Here is a 20570-nt window from a genome sequence, read left to right as displayed (position 1 = left end):
AAGTAGACTGAGAGTTTCTAGATGTCGTTAGATAAGTATGTTTCGTATGCCGCGAAATCATTTACGTTACCGGATATTTGCGTGCGCCTGCGTTCAACATTAGACGATCCCCGTTCCAGCGCCGAGGATATTGGCGAGCTTATAAGTGCTGATCCCTCTCTTACCGCGAAGGTACTAAGGCTGGCGAATAGCTCGCTGTTTCGGTTTCCTTCTCAAGTAGAATCTGTTGCCAAAGCAATCAGTGTGATTGGAGGCGAGGCCCTGTATAACTTGGTAATTGCAGAAACAGCCAGCACCGCATTTAAACGCTTTGATACTAAGTTAATAAATTTAGACAAACATTGGTATGCATCAGTGTATTGCGGCATGGTGGCCAAAAGTCTTGCGATGAGACTTAACGTGCGCGGAGCAGAACGCTTCTTTGTAATGGGTATATTGCAAAACTTAAGTGAACTGGTCGTGGCCAAGAAAGAAACTAAACGCTACCAGTCATACCTGAATACTGAGACGAACGGGTTACCGCACGTTAATCAGTTGGAGCATTTCGGTTTTACGTTTGCTCAATGCAGCGGTATCATACTAGAAAATTGGCACTTACCTATTGGGTTGTACTATCCGGTAACGTTCATGAATGATGAAGCTAAACATAAATCCGATGTAGATATCTGCGTCCTGTGTTTAGCAAATCGAATTACGGTAAGTCAGTTGAATAAAGAAAGTTACGCTGACATTGAACTTTTTACCCCTGAGATAGCCAATACAGTAAGTCTCAACATGGAAGTGATAAGTAATTCAATTGAATACGCCGAACAAGAAACGGCAAAAATTGTGTCGCTTATTCACTGAGCTTTCGGTGCAACAACTCCGTTACTTTACTGATAATTAGCAAAATGTAGTAAAGCTCATCCAGAGGATTGGTATAACAAGCGTCGTACTAAGACGTAATCTAAAAACTATAAAGCTCAACGTAAATCAGATTATGTTCAAAAAAATCTTCCGGCCAAGCATTGTTGTTGGCATTGTTTGTTGCTGCGTGTGTGTGCACGCAAGCGCGAGGGATCTTATACAAACCCTCTATCACGCAGACTTCACGCCCGACACCGATGACGAAATTCCTCGTTTTACGCTAGACGGTGAACTAGGTGTACTTGTAAACACCGGAAACACCTCAGCTGCTAGTGTGAAAGCCGCGGTCAATGCGGACCACGAAACAGAAAATTGGAGCAGTATCTACTTCGCAGAGTTGCTCTATAAAGAAAGCGGTACGCCAACAACAGAGCGGGACATCAGCGCCCAGCGCTTTTTCACTAGCGCGCAGTTCGACTATAAACTAATGACGCCTGGTCGCCGTCTGTTTATGTACGGTGATTACGAAGACGATCAATTTACCGGTTACGATCACCGTGCTTCGCTGGCAGCGGGCTGGTCTCAGCGCCTCTGGCGCAGTGAAGACAGTGAGTTTCGCTATAGCATTGGTCCTGGCTACAGTTTTATTGAAGCTGAAGAAGATAATGAAAGCGTAGTCAACGATGGCATCATTGTAAGAGCGTCCGCCGAATACAAATACCACTGGAGCTCAGGCGCCAAGTTAAGGCAGTTTGTTAGCACTGAGGCGGGTGAAGAAAATATGAAATCGCGGTCAGAAACTTCGCTTTCAGCCAACGTATTCGGTTCACTGGCGATGAAGTTATCCTTCATACTAAACCATGAAACAGACACCGCCGAAGATGTTGCAGCCTTAAGCACAGAGACCTCCGTGGCGCTGGTCTATCAGTTTTTTTAGTCAATTAGTGTAAATTAACGGGTTATCTTTGGCTTTTTACCGTGTTCGCATTGACTGAGAGCTTTGAAAATGTACACTGCGCACCATTGTTTGCAGTGCTTGCCGCCTCGCGGCACTGTCTAGCAGATCTCTTTAAAAACTCGTGTTGTACCGCCTTGCAGTTCAAAAGGTATCGAGTACAACGAATGGACCGATAATCAATAGGATTGTTCAATGAAAAAGCAAGTGCTTGCATCTTTAGTTGCAATTTCTCTTTCTCCAGCCGCTTTCGCTCAAGACGATGAAGTTAAGCCTTTTACAATGGAAGGCGAACTAGGTTTTATTTCGACTTCAGGTAACACTGAAACCACGTCAATCAGTGCGGGTATACAGGCTCACCAAGAGCTTGAAAAATGGAGTAACGACTACGTTTTAAAAGGTCTGTACAAACAGGAAACTGTTCAACAAGAAAATGATGCAGGCGAGCAAGAAGATATCGAGTTTACTTCTGCACAGAAGTTCTTTGGTTCAGCCCAGGGTAACTACAAACTAGAAAATCCTGATAACCGTTTATTCGGCTTCGCTTCATATGAAGACGACCGCTTTAGTAACTTTAATTACCAATCAACTATTGCGGCGGGTTGGAACCAAAAAGTACTTGAGAACAAGCGCCACACCCTTGAATATTCAATCGGTCCTGGTTACTCATTCATCGAAACTCAGGATGGCGAAGATCTTGACAGCGTAATCGTTCGTGCGTCATCAGCTTATTCTTGGAAAATTTCAGATACCGCTAAATTTACGCAAACAGTGAGTACCGAAGTGGGTTCTGACAACACGAAATCTCGTGCTGAGTCTGCACTTACAGCTACAATCAGCGGTAACCTTTCAATGCGTCTTTCTTTCAAACTTGATCACAACACCAATGTTGACGACGACGTTGAAAAACTAGACACAGAAACTGCAGTTAGCTTAGTTTACAACTTCTTCTAAGCCTACCTTATATGCTCAGCGCACCGAAGTAGGGCTGGGCACTTCAACGCATTGAAGTAAAATCACAGGCATAAAAAAACGCTGCACATTGTGCAGCGTTTTTTATTTAGTCTTAAAACAACTCTTCTTAGTGAAGAATACGTGTCTTAATTGTGCCATCAATTTGCTGAAGCTCTGCAAGTGCCTCATAACCACGGTCTTCTTTAACATCAACTACTACATAACCAATTTCTGCGTTAGTTTGTAGGTACTGGGCTTCGATGTTGATGCCCTTTTCTGCAAACGCTTGGTTAATCTGAGTAAGAATACCTGGCTGGTTTTTGTGTACGTGAAGTAGGCGTGAACGACCAGTATGTTCTGGCAGTGACACTTCAGGGAAGTTAACGGCTGACAGCGTTGAACCGTTGTCACTGTACTTCGCGAGTTTACCCGCCACTTCAATACCAATATTTTCTTGCGCTTCTTGCGTGCTGCCGCCCACATGCGGGGTCAGAATGACATTATCGAACGCGCGAAGCGGCGACTCGAATTCTTCAGTATTAGATTTAGGCTCAACCGGGAATACATCAATAGCAGCGCCGTTTAGTTGGCCGCTTTCCAATGCCTTCGCAAGCGCATCGATATCTACCACAGTACCGCGAGACGCGTTAATCAAAATGCTGCCTTTCTTCATTTGAGACAGTTCTTTTTCACCAATCATATCTTGAGTTTGTGGTGTTTCAGGAACGTGAAGTGAAACAACGTCAGAGGTATTAAGCAGCTTTTCAAGCGATTTTACTTGGGCAGAATTACCTAGCACAAGCTTGTCTTCGATATCGAAAAATTGAACGCGCATACCTAGGTGTTCAGCAAGAATACTCAGCTGTGTGCCTATATGACCATAACCAATGATACCAAGTGTCTTACCACGGGCTTCATATGAGCCGACTGCTGTTTTTTCCCACTCTCCGCGGTGAGCCTTGGCATTTTTACTCGGCACCTGGCGAAGTAAAAGGATAATTTGGCCAAGTACAAGTTCTGCAACCGAACGTGTGTTGGAAAATGGCGCGTTAAACACGGGAATGCCGCGGCGTTGGGTGGCTTCAAGATCAACTTGGTTGGTGCCAATACAGAAACAACCGATAGCCACAAGCTTTTGTGCTGCTTCAACTACCTTCTCTGTAATTTGAGTACGCGAGCGAATACCAACAAAGTGGGCGTCTTTAATTTTCTCAATTAACTCGTCTTCAGGAAGAGAGGTCTTGAGAAATTCAATATTGCTATACCCATTGCTTTTTAGTGTCTCCAAAGCACTTTGGTGAACACCTTCCAACAACAAAATTCGGATCTTATCCTTCTCTAATGAAACTTTGCTCATGAACTCGCTATCTCTCACTGATGTAATTTTGGTTTGCTTGCACCGCCAATCCAAGACTCTCATAAACCTGCCAGTATGAAACACAAAGCTGTGTATAACCTGCGCTGCAACGACATCGCTTTACAGCTCTGAAAGCCTTGCTTGGGCGTTATTGCTACCAAGCTTTTATAATCACGTTGATTGCTTTCGTTATTAAGGAATTGGCCTTAACTAACGTAAAAGTTGAGACGCTTAGTGAACTTCTTTTAAGGACATCTAGACGTCTAAACGGAAACTAACAGAAAACGCGTTAAGTTGAAAGTAGTATTTTGTATAGCTTTTCACCGCACTATACGTCTTACTCAGTTATCACTTAAAGGTTTCAACACCACTATCTGTAGCACTTAGCACTATGTCCGCGCCTCGTAGTGCGAAAATGCCGTTCGTGACCACGCCAGGAATATTATTTATTTTTTGTTCTAGCTCACGAGGATTCAGAATCTCAAGGTTGTGAACATCTAAAATAACGTTGCCGTTATCGGTGACAACACCTTGTCTATATTCAGGATCGCCACCAAGCTTTACTAGCTCTCGTGCTACGAAAGAGCGAGCCATGGGAATAACTTCAACGGGAAGGGGAAACGAGCCCAATACAGGAACGCGCTTACTTTCATCAACAATACACACAAACGTGGTCGCCGCACCGGCTACAATTTTCTCGCGAGTGAGTGCTGCGCCTCCGCCTTTAATCATATGCTTGTGTTCGGTCACTTCATCGGCACCGTCGATATAAACCGATAGATTGCTGACTTCGTTTAACTCGAATACCTCAATGCCTAAGGCTTTTAAACGCTCGGTAGAGGCTTCTGAACTTGATACTGCACCTTCAATTTTGTGTTTAATTTTACCGAGTTCTTCAATAAAGAAATTTACGGTAGAACCTGTACCCACACCGACAATGCTGTCTGCTTCAACATATTCGATGGCTGCTTTGGCTACGGCTTGTTTTTTTGCGTTCTGATCCATGGTCATTCTCCGACTTATTGTGTTCGCAAGTGTAACTTATAAGCGAACGTGAACCCACAAGTTCGTATGTTCAATTTGTTATAATGACTATCACGGTTTAGTGAATTGCAGTGTGCGCGAGGGCGTCACGATGGCATCAAGGGGGACATCCCATGGTGCAACGGGCAGAGCATCTACTTCTTGAATGTCGTGGGCAATACCCACTAACTTGGGCGCTTTACTACCCGAAAATGAATGTGAATCTGGCGCGCGTTGGGTAAAACTCAAAGTTCGGTCGTAGTAGCCGCCCCCCATACCCAGGCGATTGCCGTTTACATCAAACCCTACAAGCGGCATAAGAATAACGTCACATTGCCTAACAGGAACGACGTTTTTACACGACAATACTGGCTCTTCAATGTTGTACTTATTCTTCACCAATTGAGAGTGCTGGGTATAAGACAAAAATAACAAATGTCCTTTACATACGGGGTGTAATACAGGTAGAGCGAATTTTTTATCATGTGAAGACTGCCAAATAGACTCGATAAAATAGGTTAAATTGACCTCGCCATCGTTAACCAAATATCCGGCTATGGTCGTGCTGTTATCAAGAAAGGGCAGTGTACGTAGTCGTGAAGCAATGCGCTTAGCGGCGTCCGTATGTTGCTGGTTAGTTAACCCTCGGCGTGCCTCGCGAAGCTTTTTTCTAAGCTGAGCGCGGGCCTGTATGTCTTCATTAGAAACGCTTGTTTGTATGGATTGCGACGGCGCAATCTGCGTTGGTTTCATTGCTAAAGCTGGTGCTGAAACCGTTTCCGTTGAATTAACCTTGTTAGACGTCAACGATCTAGAAGTGCCGCTTCCTGAAGATGAGGGGGACATGGTAGAGGAGTTCTCCTGTCTTACAATTGAGTTAGCTTATACTACCACGGCTGTTAAAAAAGGTTTGTTGGGCTAGGTAAAGATGACTCAGGTAAAATCACTTTGGTAAAACTACTTAGACAAAACTCTTTAGATAAAGCTACTTAAATACAACAAATAGAATCATTGGTCTGGATGCCCTAAATAGTGATTGAGCACACGCACCAATTCATTACTATCTATGGGTTTAGTGAGTACGTCATCAAGACCTTGTTCTCGCAAATATTCAGGCTGGGTAATGACATCGGCCGTCAATGCAACAATGGGCAAGTTTGGCTTAAACCCCTTTATTTTTACTGTTGCTTCATCGCCTTGAATACCTGGTAAATTAAGATCCATAAGAACTAAGTCGACGGGATTAGACTTGGCGTATTCAACGCCTTCCTCGCCAGTGCTTACCACGGAAAGCGACACGCCCAGTTTTTCAAACAAAGTTTGAATAACCACTTGGTTTATATAGTGGTCTTCAACTACCAATACATTTACTGAGTTATCTATGTTTACTTGGGCAACAAAGCTACGCGGTTGTGCCTCAACGAACTGGTTTGCGCTTAGGGCGTCGGCAGGTAAGGTCACACTTATTCGGGTACCGTGATTCAACTTACTACTAACTTTAATAGACCCGTCCATGAGCTCGACAAGGCGCTTCGATATATTCAAGCCTAAGCCGGTTCCACTTATCTGACGGGCGTTTTCCATTCGCTCGAAAGGTGTAAAAAGCCGCTTTTGATCGTCATCGCTCATACCAATGCCTTGATCAATGACATTAAATATTACCTTGCCGCTTTTGTATTTTACCTGCGCTTTTACTGACTTACCGTGATTAGTGAACTTAATCGCATTCGATAGCAAGTTAAGCGCAACTTGACCAAATTTGGTGTCATCGAAAAACAACGAGTCGGGCACAGCGTCATCAATGCTGGTGCTAAATAAGATACCGCTGTCTTCAGCGCGGATCTTAGTAAGCGAAAATAAGTGGGTGAAAAAGTCTTTGGTATTCACCGCGCGTGGCATCACACGCATTTTCCCCGCTTCTATCTGCTTTATATCTAAAACAGAATTTACTATTTCTAAAAGCCTTTCACCGCTTTGGCTTACATGAGAAAGCGGGGTGGTAAATGACGAGGGTAAATTTAACTTTTGGGCTTCGCCTTCAAGCAACTGACTAAACGTATTAATGGCATTAAGCGGTGTTCTAATTTCGTGGCTTACGTAAGAAAGAAAGTCAGACTTGAATTGACTGGTGCGCTCAAGCTCTCGGTTTTTCCGCTTTAACTCTAAATGTGCTACTACCGATTTACTTAAGGTTTGGAGCGAGGCTTTTTGTGTTTCGGTTAGCTTGCGTGGTTTGCTATCAATGGCGCACAGCGTGCCAATTGCATGGCCAGACGGGGTAATCAGTGGTGCGCCGGCGTAAAACCGAATATCAGGCGCGCCAGTCACCAGCGGGTTATCGTGAAACCGGGGGTCTAACGTAGCGTTAGGTATTTCAAACACATCGCTTTGCAAAATAGCATGTGAGCAAAACGCGATGTCTCGTGATGTTTCTTCTGCGTCTAGACCTACTCTTGATTTAAACCATTGGCGGTTTGGATCAATGAGGCTGATAAGCGCAATAGGGGTTTCACAAATTTGAGAGGCAAGGGCTGTAAGGTCATCAAAGAGTTGTTCAGCTTCAGTATCAAGTACGTCGTAGCTGAGCAGTTCGGCAAGACGTTCATCTTCATTTTGAGGGAGGGGCGCCGCTTTCATAACCGTTGAGTTTAAACCTAGCTGTAAATAAAAAAGGGATTGTGTATTAACAATCCCTTAAACATATCATAGAGCGTAGGTGTCTATGAATAGTTGTTCCAGCTTTTTGTGGTCAACTTTGGTCGCTACCTTTATGGTATTTGCTTCATTCCATAGTGGACTCGGTGTTGTACCTTTAGGCGCAACTACAGTTTGCCCTCTATCTAGTGTCCCTGTTCCAACGCGAACGTGACCTTCAGTCAGTTCAAATAGCTCAGGGTGGCGAAGGTGGGCAATCGGGAATGCATCGTGGAAGAAACACACGCGATCTTCACGGTTTTGCGAGTAGAAATCCATGTAGAACTGAGCGCTTTCTTTCACAAAACCACCAAGGGTATTGTTTTTCTCTTCAAGCTTTTCAACAAAGGCTGGCGAAAACGGCGTGAAGTTTGTCACGTCCAAACCAAACATGGTGAGTTCCCAGTCTGCTGCGAAAACGATTTCTGCAGCATGTGCATCGTTCCAAATGTTCGCTTCAGCTACCGGCGTAACGTTACCTGGTACAAACGCTGCACCACCCATAATGCTAACGCCTTTTACCAACTTAGGAAGTTCTGGCTCAAGACGAAGTGCAAGGGCCAAGTTACCTAGTGGGCCAATAGCAACAATGGTGACTTCGCCAGGGTACTTACGCGCCATATCAACAATAAACTGCGCAGAACTGCGGGGGTCAAGCTCGGTTTTAGGCGCTTCAGGTTTAATATGACCGAAGCCGTGCTCGCCGTGTACGAAGTGTGCGTACGTTGACTCTGGGCCAACCCATGGCATACCAACACCTTTAGTTACAGGGATATCTTTACCTGCAATTTCACAAAGTGTTAGTGCGTTTTGCGCAGCCATTGTTACCGGAACGTTACCGTAAACGGTCGTTAAGCCAAGTACTTCAATGTCTGGAGATTGAAAGGCGAAAAAGATCGCCATTGCATCATCAATCCCCGGATCCGTATCTAATATGATCTTATGTGCCATCAATTTATCTCAGTGCGTCTTGCTAGTTGGCGTGTTTCGCTAAGAAACGATCCACTTCTTTTTGTGTTGGAATACTCTGCGCTGCGCCCTCGCGTGTTACCGCAATGGCTGAAGCTGCACACCCGCGACGCAATGCTTGTTTAGCATCGGTGTGGTTGCTGTATGCAGACAGGAAATAACCGATAAAGGTGTCACCGGCTGCGGTGGTATCAACCGCGTCTACAGAGAATGCTTTTACTTCTACAACATCGTTTTTGCGCAGCATCATTACACCCGCTTTACCCAGTGTAATAATAACTTCGCTGTGTGACCACTGCTCTTTGAACACTGTCACAATATCTTCAAGTTCTTCTTTACCGGTGATCGCAGCAGCTTCGGTTTCATTTACAATAAGTAAATCTACACAGTCTAACGGAAGCTGTTCAACCGACTCGCTCATAGGCGCTGGGTTAAAGGCTACTTTAAGCTGCTTTTCTTTCGCTTGGCGAAGTACTTCTTCAATGCTGCTTGTTTCATTTTGGGTTAGTACCCAATCTGAAGGACGCGTATCGTCTAACGCTTGCATTACGGTTTTTGCGGTAATGGTTTGGTTAGCACCACCAAATAATACAATGGCGTTTTCACCGCTAGGCGTGACTTGGATAATCGCGTGACCTGAAGGAACTTCTGAGCACTTTACGCCACGACAATCAACACCCTTCTTAATAAGAGCTTGTTTAAATGAGGCGTCGTTTTCGTGAATGCTACCGACGTGTCTTACGTCTGCACCTGCTTGCGCTAAAGCAATAGACTGGTTTGCACCCTTACCACCTAATAAGGTTTGATAATGGGTAGAGGCCAACGTCTCACCAGGTTGTACAAAGTGATCTACCTGATAAACGTGGTCAATATTTATAGAGCCAAAATTTATTATTGCCATTTCTTCTTCCGTCGAAAGAGGGCGCTTCCCAGAATGCCGCTGTCCATGTTTCGCCCGTGAACCGAAAAGTTCAGGGCGGAAGTATCACAATTGCCGTAGGCTTCTCGATACGCGTCGAGCTTGCACAATAGCAGCTGTTTCAACTTCCTTGGTTTAAAGCATCGGCCAGGGACATGAATGAACTAGCAAACATCCCAGGAAACATTGTTGTTGTATTAACGCAACAGGGTATAACAAACGCGAGATCCAGTGAAGAGGATCATCTAAAGCGCTTTATAAACATTTTGCGTGGTGATTATAAAAGCGGTAAAAAAATATTACTTTTCTTGACCAATTGGTCAGCAATTATACACGCATATAAGAGAAGCTCAATAATAACCAATCAGCTATTCAGGCATTAAAGGCTAATGAATGTTGTCACGCTGTTGCTAAAGGAATTCCGTATCCAACACCAGCGATCTTAGATGAAATCTGACGATGTTGCTAGCCGTCCGGCAACGAATTTAGCGAAATAGCCGCAAATTAAACATCGTTTGAACAGTGAGTAAACAACGTTTATGTACAGCTGTGTAAAGTGTGTACGACACAGTGTTGTTAGGCCTTGGATGTACTTTTGCTGTTTGTTCAAAGTTAGAGCAGTGGCAGGGCAAAAAGAGGCGTTACACATTGATTTTTGCTAGTATTAACTCCATCAAGAGATGACATTGACGTAAGTCGCCGCCAAAATAGACGGTAGTTAATCGCTATATAAAAGTAGCGCCTGTATCTCAAACTATTCAAAACAAAAGAGAACAATTCGTGGAAAAACAGCTCGATTACGATAGCGTAAGTAATAAATTGTCTCAGCAAGGCGTAATTGTTGATGCTGCAGAAGTGCATGGCATCCTGTGCGGTATGCTTTGCGGAGGCATGTCGCTTACCGACCAAAAATGGCTAGAAGCGTTAAGTGAAACCATTAATCAGGGGGATGCGTTTAGCGACCCTACCCAGCACCTTTTAAATAGCCTTTTCAATCAAACCTGTCAGCAGCTTCTTGAGCCTGAATTCGCGCTCAATTTGTTACTTCCTGATGATCAAGCGCCTATCAACGATCGCGGGGCTGCACTAATAAACTGGGTGCAAGGTTTCATGCTTGGGTTTGGTCTACACCAGCAAGACCTTATGCAATGTTCTGACGACGTAAAAGAGGCACTTGAAGACTTTTCAGATATTTCACGTATGGAAGAGCCAATGGACGCGGACGAAGAGTCTGAAAAGGCGCTGTTAGAGGTTGAAGAATACGTGAAAATTTCAGCAATTTTATGCTTCAGCGAACTGGGCCAATCACTTCTAGATGATCAACAAGACACGCCATCCGTACACTAGTAATTAACTGAAGATATTAAAAGTGGCCGTAAGTCGCCATTCGTTTTAACGAGATTTTTTTAGGGTTTTCTCTTTTATGATTAGTGCGCAAGAGTTTATCGCTAGGCAAGACCGACTGCTTGCACAGTGCGAGCCGAATAGTGTGTGTATTGTGCCTGCAGCAGGTATGGTAACCCGAAGTCGCGATACCGAATATACGTTCAGGCAAGATAGCGACTTTTGGTATCTGACAGGATTTGAAGAGCCTAATGCTTGGTTGATATTGTCTAACCACCCTCGTTACGGTGAAAGTTATCGTGCAATGGTGGTACAAGAGAAAGATAAGAGTGCAGAAATTTGGCACGGCAAACGCTTAGGAGCCGAAGCTGCACTTGCCCGATTTAGTCTAGATGAAGCGTTTGAGTTGCAAGAACTTGAAGAAGCGCTGTTAGCGTCAATTCAAGGTCAAAACAATGTGTACTTTTCGTTGGGTCACAAGAAAGACAATGACCTGTTATTTTCTGAAGCGCTAAACACCTTGCGCGATGCGCCTAAAGAATCACTGGCGCCAAGGGCGATTCACGACTTACAGCCTATTTTACACGAAATGCGTTTATTCAAGTCAGCATGTGAAGTGGCCATGATGAAAGCGGCGGGTGAGATAAGCGCACGTGCGCACAAGCGAGCTATGCAGTTCGCCGCGCCTGGTTGTTACGAGTACCAGCTAGAAGCTGAAATTCACCATGAATTTGCGATGGCGGGAGCCCGTTCACCTGCTTATTGCACTATTGTTGGAAGCGGCGACAATGCGTGTATTTTGCATTACACGCAAAATAACGCGCAGGTAAATGACGGTGACTTGATCTTGATCGATGCAGGTGCTGAATATCAAGGTTATGCTGCGGATATCACGCGAACGTTTCCTGCAAATGGAAAGTTCACACATGCTCAGCGCGAAATTTACACCGTTGTATTAAAAGCGCAAAAAGGCGTGTTAGACATGTTAGCGCCCGGCGTTACCTTGTCACAAGCTATGTTACATAGCGTAGAAATTATTACTCAAGGTTTAGTTGACCTTGGCGTTCTTGAAGGTAGTGTGGCAGAAAACCTTGAAAATGAAACGTGGCGTCAGTTTTACATGCATGGTTTAGGGCACTATTTAGGTCTAGATGTGCATGATGTAGGCAACTACAAAATTGACGGTGAAGACCGTCCGTTAAAGCCTGGCATGGTGATCACTGTTGAGCCCGGCATTTACATTAGCCAAGACAGCAACGTGCAGGAAAAATACAAAGGCATTGGTGTAAGAATTGAAGATGATGTGGTGATTACTGCGACGGGTGTCGATATTCTTACCGCAGACGTGCCAAAAGACATTGATGAGATTGAAGCACTTATGGCTGAAAGCAGAGACTAGTTGTCAAAATTTGCTAGGTTTACCAAGGTTTGAAAAACTGCGATAAGTGTGAAATACGGAATTTTGGTTTAAGTTAGCGGTTTAAGTTACCGGTTTAAACTACCAGTTTAAATTACGCTAAAAACTAGCCTTTAATATAAAGAAAAAAATCTCAGAATTAACGCTTTTAAGAATTAGAGCCTCTGGACGACAGGAATATAAAAACAGTGGAATCGGCAGCAGCGGTTGATGTAGTAATTATTGGTGGTGGTATTGTCGGTACTGTATTAGCCAAAGCACTCGCAGAGAAAGTATTTCCTGCAAACAGCTCTGGCTTATCTGTCACCCTAATTGATGCGGCTGACCCAGAGCAAACCAGTAAAAGTTTAGTCGACTTCAACCCTTTTACCGACACCCGAGTGATTGCCTTGGCAAGACGTACTGTTGAAGAACTGTCTCACATGGGGCTAAACCTTGACGATGTAGCTAAGCAGCATAACGGTGAGTTACCTCCTCAAATTAAGTACATTGAGGTTAGCGACAAAGGGCACTTGGGGCTATTAGACCTTCAAAGCAGTGACTACCACATTGACGCGTTTGGCCAGGTTGTGAGCTTAAGCGCACTAACGCGATTGGCGGCAGGTGCAACCTCAAGCTACCAATATATCGCACCTGCCAAGGTAACGAACGTAAAGCAGCAGTGCAATTTTGTAGAGGTGCAGCTAGATAGTGGGCAATCGCTTACCACAAAGCTGCTGGTACTGGCAGATGGCGGTCGTTCAGGATTAGCTGACAAGGTTGGCATTTCAAAAACAGTCAATGATTATCATCAAACGGCCATTGTTTTTAACGTGCACACTCAGCTCCCCCATGAAAACAAAGCGTACGAGCGTTTCACCCAGAGTGGCCCGTTAGCGTTCCTGCCTTTCGACAGTGAAATCGATGATATCAAGGCTAGTGGAAACGGCTTTTCAGTTGTATGGACTGTAGATACTGACGCCGCAAAGTCGTTAATGGCATTAAATCAACGCGCATTTATCAAGGCCCTACAGGAAGCATTTGGCTATCGACAGGGCAAAGTACTGAGAGTCAGTGACTTGGCAAGTTACCCGTTAGCGCTTACGAAGGCGCAGCAAGTTGCTAGTCATCGCACTGTGGTGGTAGGCAATGCGGCACAGGCGCTACATCCTATTGCAGGGCAAGGCTTCAATCTAGGCTTACGCGACTTAAGTGCTTTAGTGTCTGTGCTGCAAGCGTCAGTGGAAAAGCACGGCGAGCAGGATTCATACGAAGAGAAAAACAATACAATCGCATCCGCTAATTTCGATGCAGGTGCTTTTAGTATTACTCAGCATTACGCCAATTCGCGTAAGAATGACAGGGATAACACGATAGCCCTGACCGATACGCTAGTTCGCACCTTTTCAAACCAGTATTTTCCAACGGTAATTGGGCGCAATGTGTCGTTATTGGCATTAAGCATGATGCCCCAGGCGAAAAAAGCGTTTGTTAAACACACGACGGGCTATGGTGAAACACCACTAAGAAAAAGAGATAACAATGCAGCATGTTGATATAGCGATAGTGGGCGGCGGAATTGTAGGGCTAACCCTTGCAGCGGCGCTTAAACACAGTGAATTGAGCATAGCAATAGTCGATAAAGCGGTGTGTTATCAGACTCTGGATGAGAAGCCTACGGCGAGAGTGAGTGCCATAAACCAGGCCAATATTAAAGCGCTGCAACAGTTTGATGTGTGGTCGCATTTGCAGCAAGATCGCGCCAACCCTTACACCGATATGCATGTATGGGACAAAGACAGTTTTGGCGACATTCACTTTTCATGCGATGAAATGGGCAGTGATGCGCTTGGCGTGATTGTAGAGAATCAGGCTTTAGTCAATGCACTGTCTAAATCTGTGGAAGCGCAGCCTAATGTGGAGTTGATCACCGCGGGTATTGATAGAGTATTAGCTGGACCAAATCAAACCATGCTGATGCTTGATAATGATGACGTGCTAAGCTGCAGGTTGTTAGTAGGCGCCGATGGCGCAAACTCGTTTGTGAGAAAGCAGGCTGGCTTGCCTATTACTTTTAAAGACTACGAGCATACGGCGATTGTCGCTAATATCAAAACGGTAGAGCCGCATAATAATGTAGCGAGACAAGCGTTCACACCCACAGGACCGCTCGCACTACTGCCTATGTCTGAGCCAAATGTATGTTCTATTGTATGGTCGCAAACACCAGAGCAAGCAAACTCATTAATAGCATTGGATGAAGTTGCGTTCTGCAATGCGTTAACTGCGGCTAGTAATAGCGTTCTAGGCACTATTTCGCTTGAAACCAAGCGCGCCGCTTTCCCGTTGACCATGCGTTATGCACGCCAGTGGGCGAAAGACGGTGTGGTGCTGGTAGGCGATGCAGCGCATACCATTCACCCGCTTGCAGGGCAGGGCGCTAACTTGGGAATGCAAGATGCGCTCGCACTGGCTGAAACCCTAAATAACTTAAAGGCGTCGGGTAAAGACATAGGTTTGTACAAGCACTTACGCAGCTACGAACGAAGCCGTAAAACAGAAGCCACGAAAATGATTGCCGCAATGGACGGCTTTAAATTCTTATTCGACGGCGACGACCCCCTCAAAAAGTTGCTCAGAGGAATTGGTCTTTCAGCCACAGACAAACTCAGCACCATTAAAACCGCCTTCGTCAGCCACGCCATGGGCCTATAAATCCAAAAAAATGGGGTCAGAGTACATTTAAATTGGGGTCAGAGTACTTTTTTCGCCCCCCTGAATAGTGGGGTCAGAGTACATTATTGGCTTTCCTTATTACAAAACCGAATAAATGTACTCTTACCCCATTATTGAAGCTTGGAAGTGTACTTTTTCACACATCATAGAAAACAGGCGGCAAAGCTTTCTAATTATCTATCTCGCTCCAAAAGCAAAGAAATGTACTCTGACCCCATTCTTGTAGTTTAGTCGTTTCGGCGTTGAGATAGTCAGCGGTACAGGATACTCTTCGGTATCCTTTTTTATTTGTGCCAATGGCTTATGTTTACTTATCTTTGCAAACCTTATCGCGCCTTTTCCTTCGTCTGCGCTGCTTCTGTACTTACTTCTACTTTAATGACTGGTTCGGCGAATGCCGAAGTACCTGCTTCTAATTTAGCCTCGGTTGAATCGTCGGCGACAACAAAAAGCAAAAAGATGACGCTGAGTAATGCCTCCATCGATTTGGATGTTTATCGTCAGCACGTTAAAACACTGGCAAGCGATGAGTTTGAAGGGCGAGGGCCTTTATCGAAAGGGGAAGAGAAAACAGTCGATTACTTGGTAACCCAATACAAAAAGCTAGGGTTGAAGCCAGCCTTTGGCGATAGCTACACCCAAGCTGTGCCTTTAGCTAAAATAACGCCTAAGAACATTTCATCGTTAAAAATAGGCGGGCTTGATTTTAGCGCAGGCAGCGAGTTTACAGCCCGTACTCAGCGCATTGTTAATGACTACTCACTTGCTAATAGTGATGTAATTTTTGTGGGTTATGGCATTAATGCCCCAGAGTACAATTGGAATGATTACGCAGGCCTAGATGTAAAAGGAAAAACCGTTGTAATGCTGGTAAACGACCCAGGTTTCGCTTCTAAAGATCCAGAGCTTTTTCAGGGCAACGCAATGACCTATTACGGTCGCTGGACATATAAGTACGAAGAAGCAGCCAGGCAGGGGGCAGAAGCGGTTTTCATTATTCATGAAACCATGCCAGCGGGTTACGGGTGGGGCGTAGTCGAAAACTCTAACTCCAATACCAAATTCAGTTTAGTCGACGACAACAACAATGCTTCACAAGTCGGTGTAATGGGTTGGCTTCATTTAAATGCCGCAAGACAGCTATTTGAAAAGGTGGGTATGGAGTATGGCGAGCTTAAAGACAAAGCTTCAAAGCCAGGATTTATTCCCATCGCGCTAAACACAAAAGCATCATTGGGCTTCACCAATACTATTGAGCGTGCCGAGTCGCAAAATGTTGCAGGCATTTTAGAAGGTACAGATAAGCCAGAAGAATGGGTAATGCTTCACGCTCACTGGGACCACCTAGGCAAAGTTGAGAAAAACGGCCAAACCACTATTTACAATGGTGCGGTAGACAACGCGTCAGGCGTAGCAGGTGTGCTTACGTTAGCAGATGCGCTTTCAAAACGCGAAGAGGGCTTTGCGCGTACACTAATGTTTAGTGCTTTTACCGCAGAGGAAACAGGGCTACTCGGTGCCGATTATTTTGCAAATAACCCGCCGCTACCAACATCGAACATGGTGGCTTTTTTAAACATCGACGGCATGAATGTAAACGATGATGTTGATTACATTTTGCAGTACGGCGAAGGTTATTTATCTATTGAAGACGATTTAGCAACAGCTGCCGCATTACAAGGGCGAACGGTTAAAATGGATCCGCGACCTCAAAATGGACTGTTCTTCCGCTCAGATCACTTCGCGCTTGCTAAGCAGGGCGTGCCCTCAATTTTGTTCATGAGCTTAGGCGATACCGACCCTAGCTTCATCGCCAAACGCTATCATAAAGCAGATGATGACTACCTTCCAAGCTGGACATTAGCTGGTGTGCAACAAGACCTCTCACTTATCGGCTCTATGCTGAACTATTACGCCCAAGGCGATGTGTGGCCATACTGGAAACGTGACTCTGATTTTAAAGACAAGCGCACACAGGCAATGGAAGTGAAAAAGGCAAAGTAATTCACGCTTAACTGTAGGTAGCGATATAACAAGGTAAAGCGACGCTAATGAGTTGGATTTTATTTACGTTGGGCGCGGTTGTTATGCAAACCGTGCGCAATGCGCTGCAGAGCAAATTGAGCGGTGCAGTTAACACCTCTGGGGTGACGCTCTCTCGCTTTATTTTGGCTCCGCCAATAGCTCTCGTCTATTTACTCATTTTCTACAGTAGTAGCGCCAGTCAAGTGCCTGAGTTCTCAGGCTCTTTTATTGCAGTGATACTGTGTGCTTCGCTACTTCAAATAGCGGCCACTTCTTTAATGGTGATTTTGTTCAAGCAGAAGAATTTTGCCATTGGCGCAGGTCTAGCGAAGAGTGAGGCCTTGGTGGCCGGCGTTGTAGGCATGCTCTTTTTCGGAAGTTATTTAACGCCCCTTGGGTGGGCGGGCATAGTAATAGGCGCAATAGCAGTATTTGTGTTAAGCAGTGGCAATCGGCTCCATGGCATTAGTGTGAAAACCATGGTTATAGGTCTTGCTTGCGGTACCTGTTTTGCGCTGACATCACTGTTGGTGCGCGAGGCAAGTCATATGCTAAATGTTCAGCATACGGTGGCTGCTGCTTGGGTGTTGTTATGGGTGCTATGTGTACAAACGATAAGTTTAAGTGGTTATATTGCGCTAACTAAACCCTTCGTGTTCAGACAGCTAACCAACGCTAAAAAGCAGGTGCTAGCGATTAGCACGGTAAGCTGTTTGGGCTCAATTTGTTGGTTCACCGCTATGGCATTGCAACATGTGGCGCTAGTAAAAACGCTTGGTCAGTTAGAGGTGTTGCTTACCTTGGTACTTTCACATTACTGGCTAAAAAATGCAGTCACAAAACGCGAAATTGCTGGCTTACTTCTTATTGGGCTTGCCGCAATCTTTGTTATGTGGGCATAAAGTACTGACAATATTAAACACTGAAGCTTTTAGTACAAAATCAATTGAATGTTATTTTCATAAAACAAAAAAGTGCTAAACAACCTTAATTAAAACGACAGGAAGGGAACATGGATAAGCGACATTTCTTGAAATTAGCGGGCGCTAGCTTTGCGCTTGCTCCTGTGGCTTCTATGGCTGCAATTAATCAAACCAATGCAACAGACATTAACGGTTTAAGCGGGCTAAGTGATATCACCGCAAATGCGAAGCCGATTACCGTAGAAGAACGCAAAGCGCGTATTGAAAAAGCGCAGTCGCTTATGAAAGCCCAAGACATTGCGGCAATTCTGGTCGAGCCTGGCGCTGCGATGGATTATTTTTCAGGGATAAAATGGTGGCGTAGTGAGCGCTTGACCGCGCTGGTTATCCCTCAAAAAGGTGACATGGCGGTGGTAACGCCATTTTTCGAAAAGCCAAGTGTGCTTGAGTCGTTAGCTATAGGCGATGATGTAAGAGTGTGGCAAGAGCATGAAAGCCCGTTTGATGTCGTAGCCAATATTTTAAAATCGCGCGGTATAACAAGCGGCAATATCGGCTTTGAAAGCAGCGTACGCTACTTTGTAGTTACTGGAGTCAGCCGAGCGTTGCCAAACATTAATATCGTTCCCGCCGAGCCAATTACCCTTGGCTGTCGCATGTATAAAACTGCGAGTGAACTGGCACTTATGCATAAGGCCAATGAAGTTACTTTACGTGCTTACGAGTTTGTTTTTAGCAACCTAAAGCTTGGCATGAGTCAGCAGGATGTAAAAAGTTTGATGAACACCGCACAGCAGCGCTTAGGCGGCAACGGTACATGGTGTTTGGCGCTGTTTAACGATGCAAGTGCTTATCCTCATGGCACAAACGCAGCACAAACTATCAAAGAAGGCTCGGTGATCTTGCTAGACAGCGGTTGCAGCGTGCACGGTTACCAAAGCGACATAAGCCGTACTTTGGTATTTGGCAAAGCGTCTCAGAAAGTTCAGGACGTATGGCATACAGTAAGGGAAGGGCAGAACGTAGCATTTGCCGCAGCTAAAATTGGTGAGCCAGCAGGCAAAGTGGATGATGCAGTGCGCCAATTCTACGCCAGCAAAGGGTACAGCAAAGACTATGCATTGCCTGGGCTAAGTCACAGAACAGGTCACGGTATCGGCATGGAAGGACACGAGAGTGTTAACTTCGTGCGTGGTGAAAATACGCCACTTAGAAAAGGCATGTGCTTTTCTAATGAGCCAGGTATCTATATTCCGGGTGAATTTGGTGTGCGCTTAGAAGACTGTTTGTACATGACAGAAACAGGCCCCGCATACTTTACCGAACCGCCAGAAAGTTTGGCGAAACCGCTGGGTAAATTACTGAATTTAAAAAGCAAAATAAGAAGTTAATAAACCTGTCTCTCAAAATTTTTATTAGCTGTTACACTTAAAATTATTACCTAAGTGAATGATGGATAAACTATGCCTGAAAGAAAATTTAGATTGGTTACGCGAAGTGATTTCGATGGACTGGTATGTGCGGTTTTATTGAAAGATTTAGACTTAATTGACGATATTTTGTTTGTTCATCCAAAAGACATGCAAGACGGTAAAATTGATATTACCGAGAATGATATCACCACTAACCTGCCTTACGTTGCGGGTTGCCATATTGCCTTCGACCATCACTTAAGTGAAACAGTGCGTAACTCAGGCGATATTGATAATCACATCATTGACCCGAAAGCGCCGTCGGCAGCGCGCGTTGTTTACGACTATTACGGTGGTGCAGATAAATTTCCTAATATCTCAGTAGATATGATGGATGCAGTAGATAAAGGAGACTCTGCACAGTTTAGCGAAGAAGAAATCCTTGAGCCCACAGATTGGGTGCTCATGAATTTCATCATGGATGCGCGAACTGGGCTTGGTCGTTTCAGAGATTTCAAAATCTCTAACTATCAGCTAATGATGAAGCTAATAGATGCGTGCAAAGACCACAGCATTGAAGAAATACTGCAAATGGAAGACGTGGCCGAGCGCGTGAGTTTGTACCACGAGCACAATGAAATGGCGAAGGCGCAAATTGCCAAGTGTTCTACCGTATACGACAACCTAGTAGTGCTTGATTTAACCGACCAAGAAACTATTTACGCGACTAATCGCTTTGTGATTTACGCCATGTACCCCGACTGCAATATTTCTATTCACAAGATGTGGGGGCTTAAAAAGCAAAACGTAGTGTTTGCAATTGGGAAGTCAATTACCAACCGCACCTCTAACACTAACGTAGGTGAGTTATGTTTGAAGTACGGCGGTGGCGGTCACATGAACGCAGGCACATGTCAGGTTGAAACCAGCAAAGCCGAAACTGTACTCGGCGAGCTTATCGAAACCATCACGAGTGATGGCTAAAGTTAATTGAATAAGAACGGTGGGGCAGAAAAA

General features: G+C 44.9%; 17 protein-coding genes and 1 other RNA gene. 11 read left to right on the top strand and 7 right to left on the bottom strand.

Features of this window, described 5'->3' with window-relative positions; translation table 11 throughout:
• The first annotated feature begins 21 nt into the window (after window positions 1-21).
• The 3 genes from ACFI6J_RS08770 (at window position 22) to ACFI6J_RS08760 (ending at window position 2755) form a co-directional block, all read left to right on the top strand.
• Window positions 22-846, top strand: a complete 825-nt coding sequence (locus ACFI6J_RS08770; RefSeq protein WP_462556105.1) for an HDOD domain-containing protein — start codon at window positions 22-24, stop codon at window positions 844-846.
• Between the two features lie 133 nt (window positions 847-979).
• Entirely contained in the window at window positions 980-1783 is an 804-nt protein-coding gene (locus ACFI6J_RS08765; protein ID WP_014950388.1) for a DUF481 domain-containing protein, read from the top strand.
• Window positions 1784-1996: 213 nt separating this feature from the next.
• On the top strand, window positions 1997-2755 hold the full coding sequence (locus tag ACFI6J_RS08760) for a DUF481 domain-containing protein (protein WP_014950387.1): 759 nt from the start codon (window positions 1997-1999) through the stop codon (window positions 2753-2755).
• Between the two features lie 127 nt (window positions 2756-2882).
• Here ACFI6J_RS08760 and serA read toward each other — a convergent pair whose 3' ends face one another.
• The 7 genes from serA to ssrS form a co-directional block, all read right to left on the bottom strand.
• Window positions 2883-4112 (bottom strand): phosphoglycerate dehydrogenase, encoded by a 1230-nt coding sequence (gene serA, locus ACFI6J_RS08755; RefSeq protein WP_014980012.1) that lies wholly within the window; start codon window positions 4110-4112, stop codon window positions 2883-2885.
• 348 nt (window positions 4113-4460) lie between these two features.
• A complete protein-coding gene (gene rpiA, locus ACFI6J_RS08750) occupies window positions 4461-5117 on the bottom strand; it encodes a ribose-5-phosphate isomerase RpiA (protein ID WP_014950385.1) in 657 nt (218 codons plus the stop codon).
• A 90-nt stretch (window positions 5118-5207) separates the two neighbouring features.
• Complete coding sequence (locus ACFI6J_RS08745) at window positions 5208-5888, bottom strand: 5-formyltetrahydrofolate cyclo-ligase (protein ID WP_462556211.1); 681 nt, start codon at window positions 5886-5888, stop codon at window positions 5208-5210.
• Between the two features lie 255 nt (window positions 5889-6143).
• Entirely contained in the window at window positions 6144-7772 is a 1629-nt protein-coding gene (locus ACFI6J_RS08740) for a hybrid sensor histidine kinase/response regulator (protein ID WP_462556098.1), read from the bottom strand.
• Window positions 7773-7838: 66 nt separating this feature from the next.
• The gene (locus tag ACFI6J_RS08735) at window positions 7839-8780 is read right to left on the bottom strand and encodes a nucleoside hydrolase (protein WP_014977204.1); all 942 of its coding nucleotides are present in this window, start codon (window positions 8778-8780) and stop codon (window positions 7839-7841) included.
• A gap of 22 nt (window positions 8781-8802) precedes the next feature.
• A complete protein-coding gene (locus ACFI6J_RS08730; RefSeq protein ID WP_462556094.1) occupies window positions 8803-9699 on the bottom strand; it encodes a ribokinase in 897 nt (298 codons plus the stop codon).
• Between the two features lie 21 nt (window positions 9700-9720).
• Window positions 9721-9903: non-coding RNA, 6S RNA (gene ssrS, locus ACFI6J_RS08725), on the bottom strand.
• 594 nt (window positions 9904-10497) lie between these two features.
• On the opposite strand from ssrS, the gene ACFI6J_RS08720 reads away from it, so the two are divergent.
• The 8 genes from ACFI6J_RS08720 to ACFI6J_RS08685 all read left to right on the top strand — a co-directional run bounded on the left by ACFI6J_RS08720 (window position 10498) and on the right by ACFI6J_RS08685 (window position 20537).
• Window positions 10498-11064, top strand: coding sequence for a UPF0149 family protein (locus tag ACFI6J_RS08720; protein ID WP_039228193.1), 567 nt, complete (start codon window positions 10498-10500; stop codon window positions 11062-11064).
• Window positions 11065-11140: 76 nt separating this feature from the next.
• On the top strand, window positions 11141-12460 hold the full coding sequence (pepP, locus tag ACFI6J_RS08715; RefSeq protein ID WP_462556090.1) for a Xaa-Pro aminopeptidase: 1320 nt from the start codon (window positions 11141-11143) through the stop codon (window positions 12458-12460).
• 206 nt (window positions 12461-12666) lie between these two features.
• A complete protein-coding gene (locus ACFI6J_RS08710; RefSeq protein ID WP_462556087.1) occupies window positions 12667-14013 on the top strand; it encodes an FAD-dependent monooxygenase in 1347 nt (448 codons plus the stop codon).
• A complete protein-coding gene (locus ACFI6J_RS08705; RefSeq protein ID WP_462556084.1) occupies window positions 14000-15172 on the top strand; it encodes an FAD-dependent monooxygenase in 1173 nt (390 codons plus the stop codon). Before ACFI6J_RS08710 ends, ACFI6J_RS08705 begins: the two co-directional genes overlap by 14 nt.
• A 480-nt stretch (window positions 15173-15652) precedes the next feature.
• Entirely contained in the window at window positions 15653-17197 is a 1545-nt protein-coding gene (locus tag ACFI6J_RS08700; RefSeq protein WP_462556208.1) for a M28 family metallopeptidase, read from the top strand.
• 47 nt (window positions 17198-17244) lie between these two features.
• Complete coding sequence (locus ACFI6J_RS08695) at window positions 17245-18120, top strand: EamA family transporter (protein WP_462556081.1); 876 nt, start codon at window positions 17245-17247, stop codon at window positions 18118-18120.
• Window positions 18121-18230: 110 nt separating this feature from the next.
• Window positions 18231-19532: a M24 family metallopeptidase gene (locus ACFI6J_RS08690; RefSeq protein ID WP_462556078.1), complete on the top strand. Its 1302-nt coding sequence runs from the start codon at window positions 18231-18233 to the stop codon at window positions 19530-19532.
• 72 nt (window positions 19533-19604) lie between these two features.
• Entirely contained in the window at window positions 19605-20537 is a 933-nt protein-coding gene (locus ACFI6J_RS08685) for a DHH family phosphoesterase (protein ID WP_462556075.1), read from the top strand.
• Window positions 20538-20570: the final 33 nt, after the last annotated feature.

The sequence above is a fragment of the Alteromonas sp. G4i13 genome, from assembly GCF_054960505.1.
This window is presented reverse-complemented; position numbering and strand designations above follow the sequence as displayed.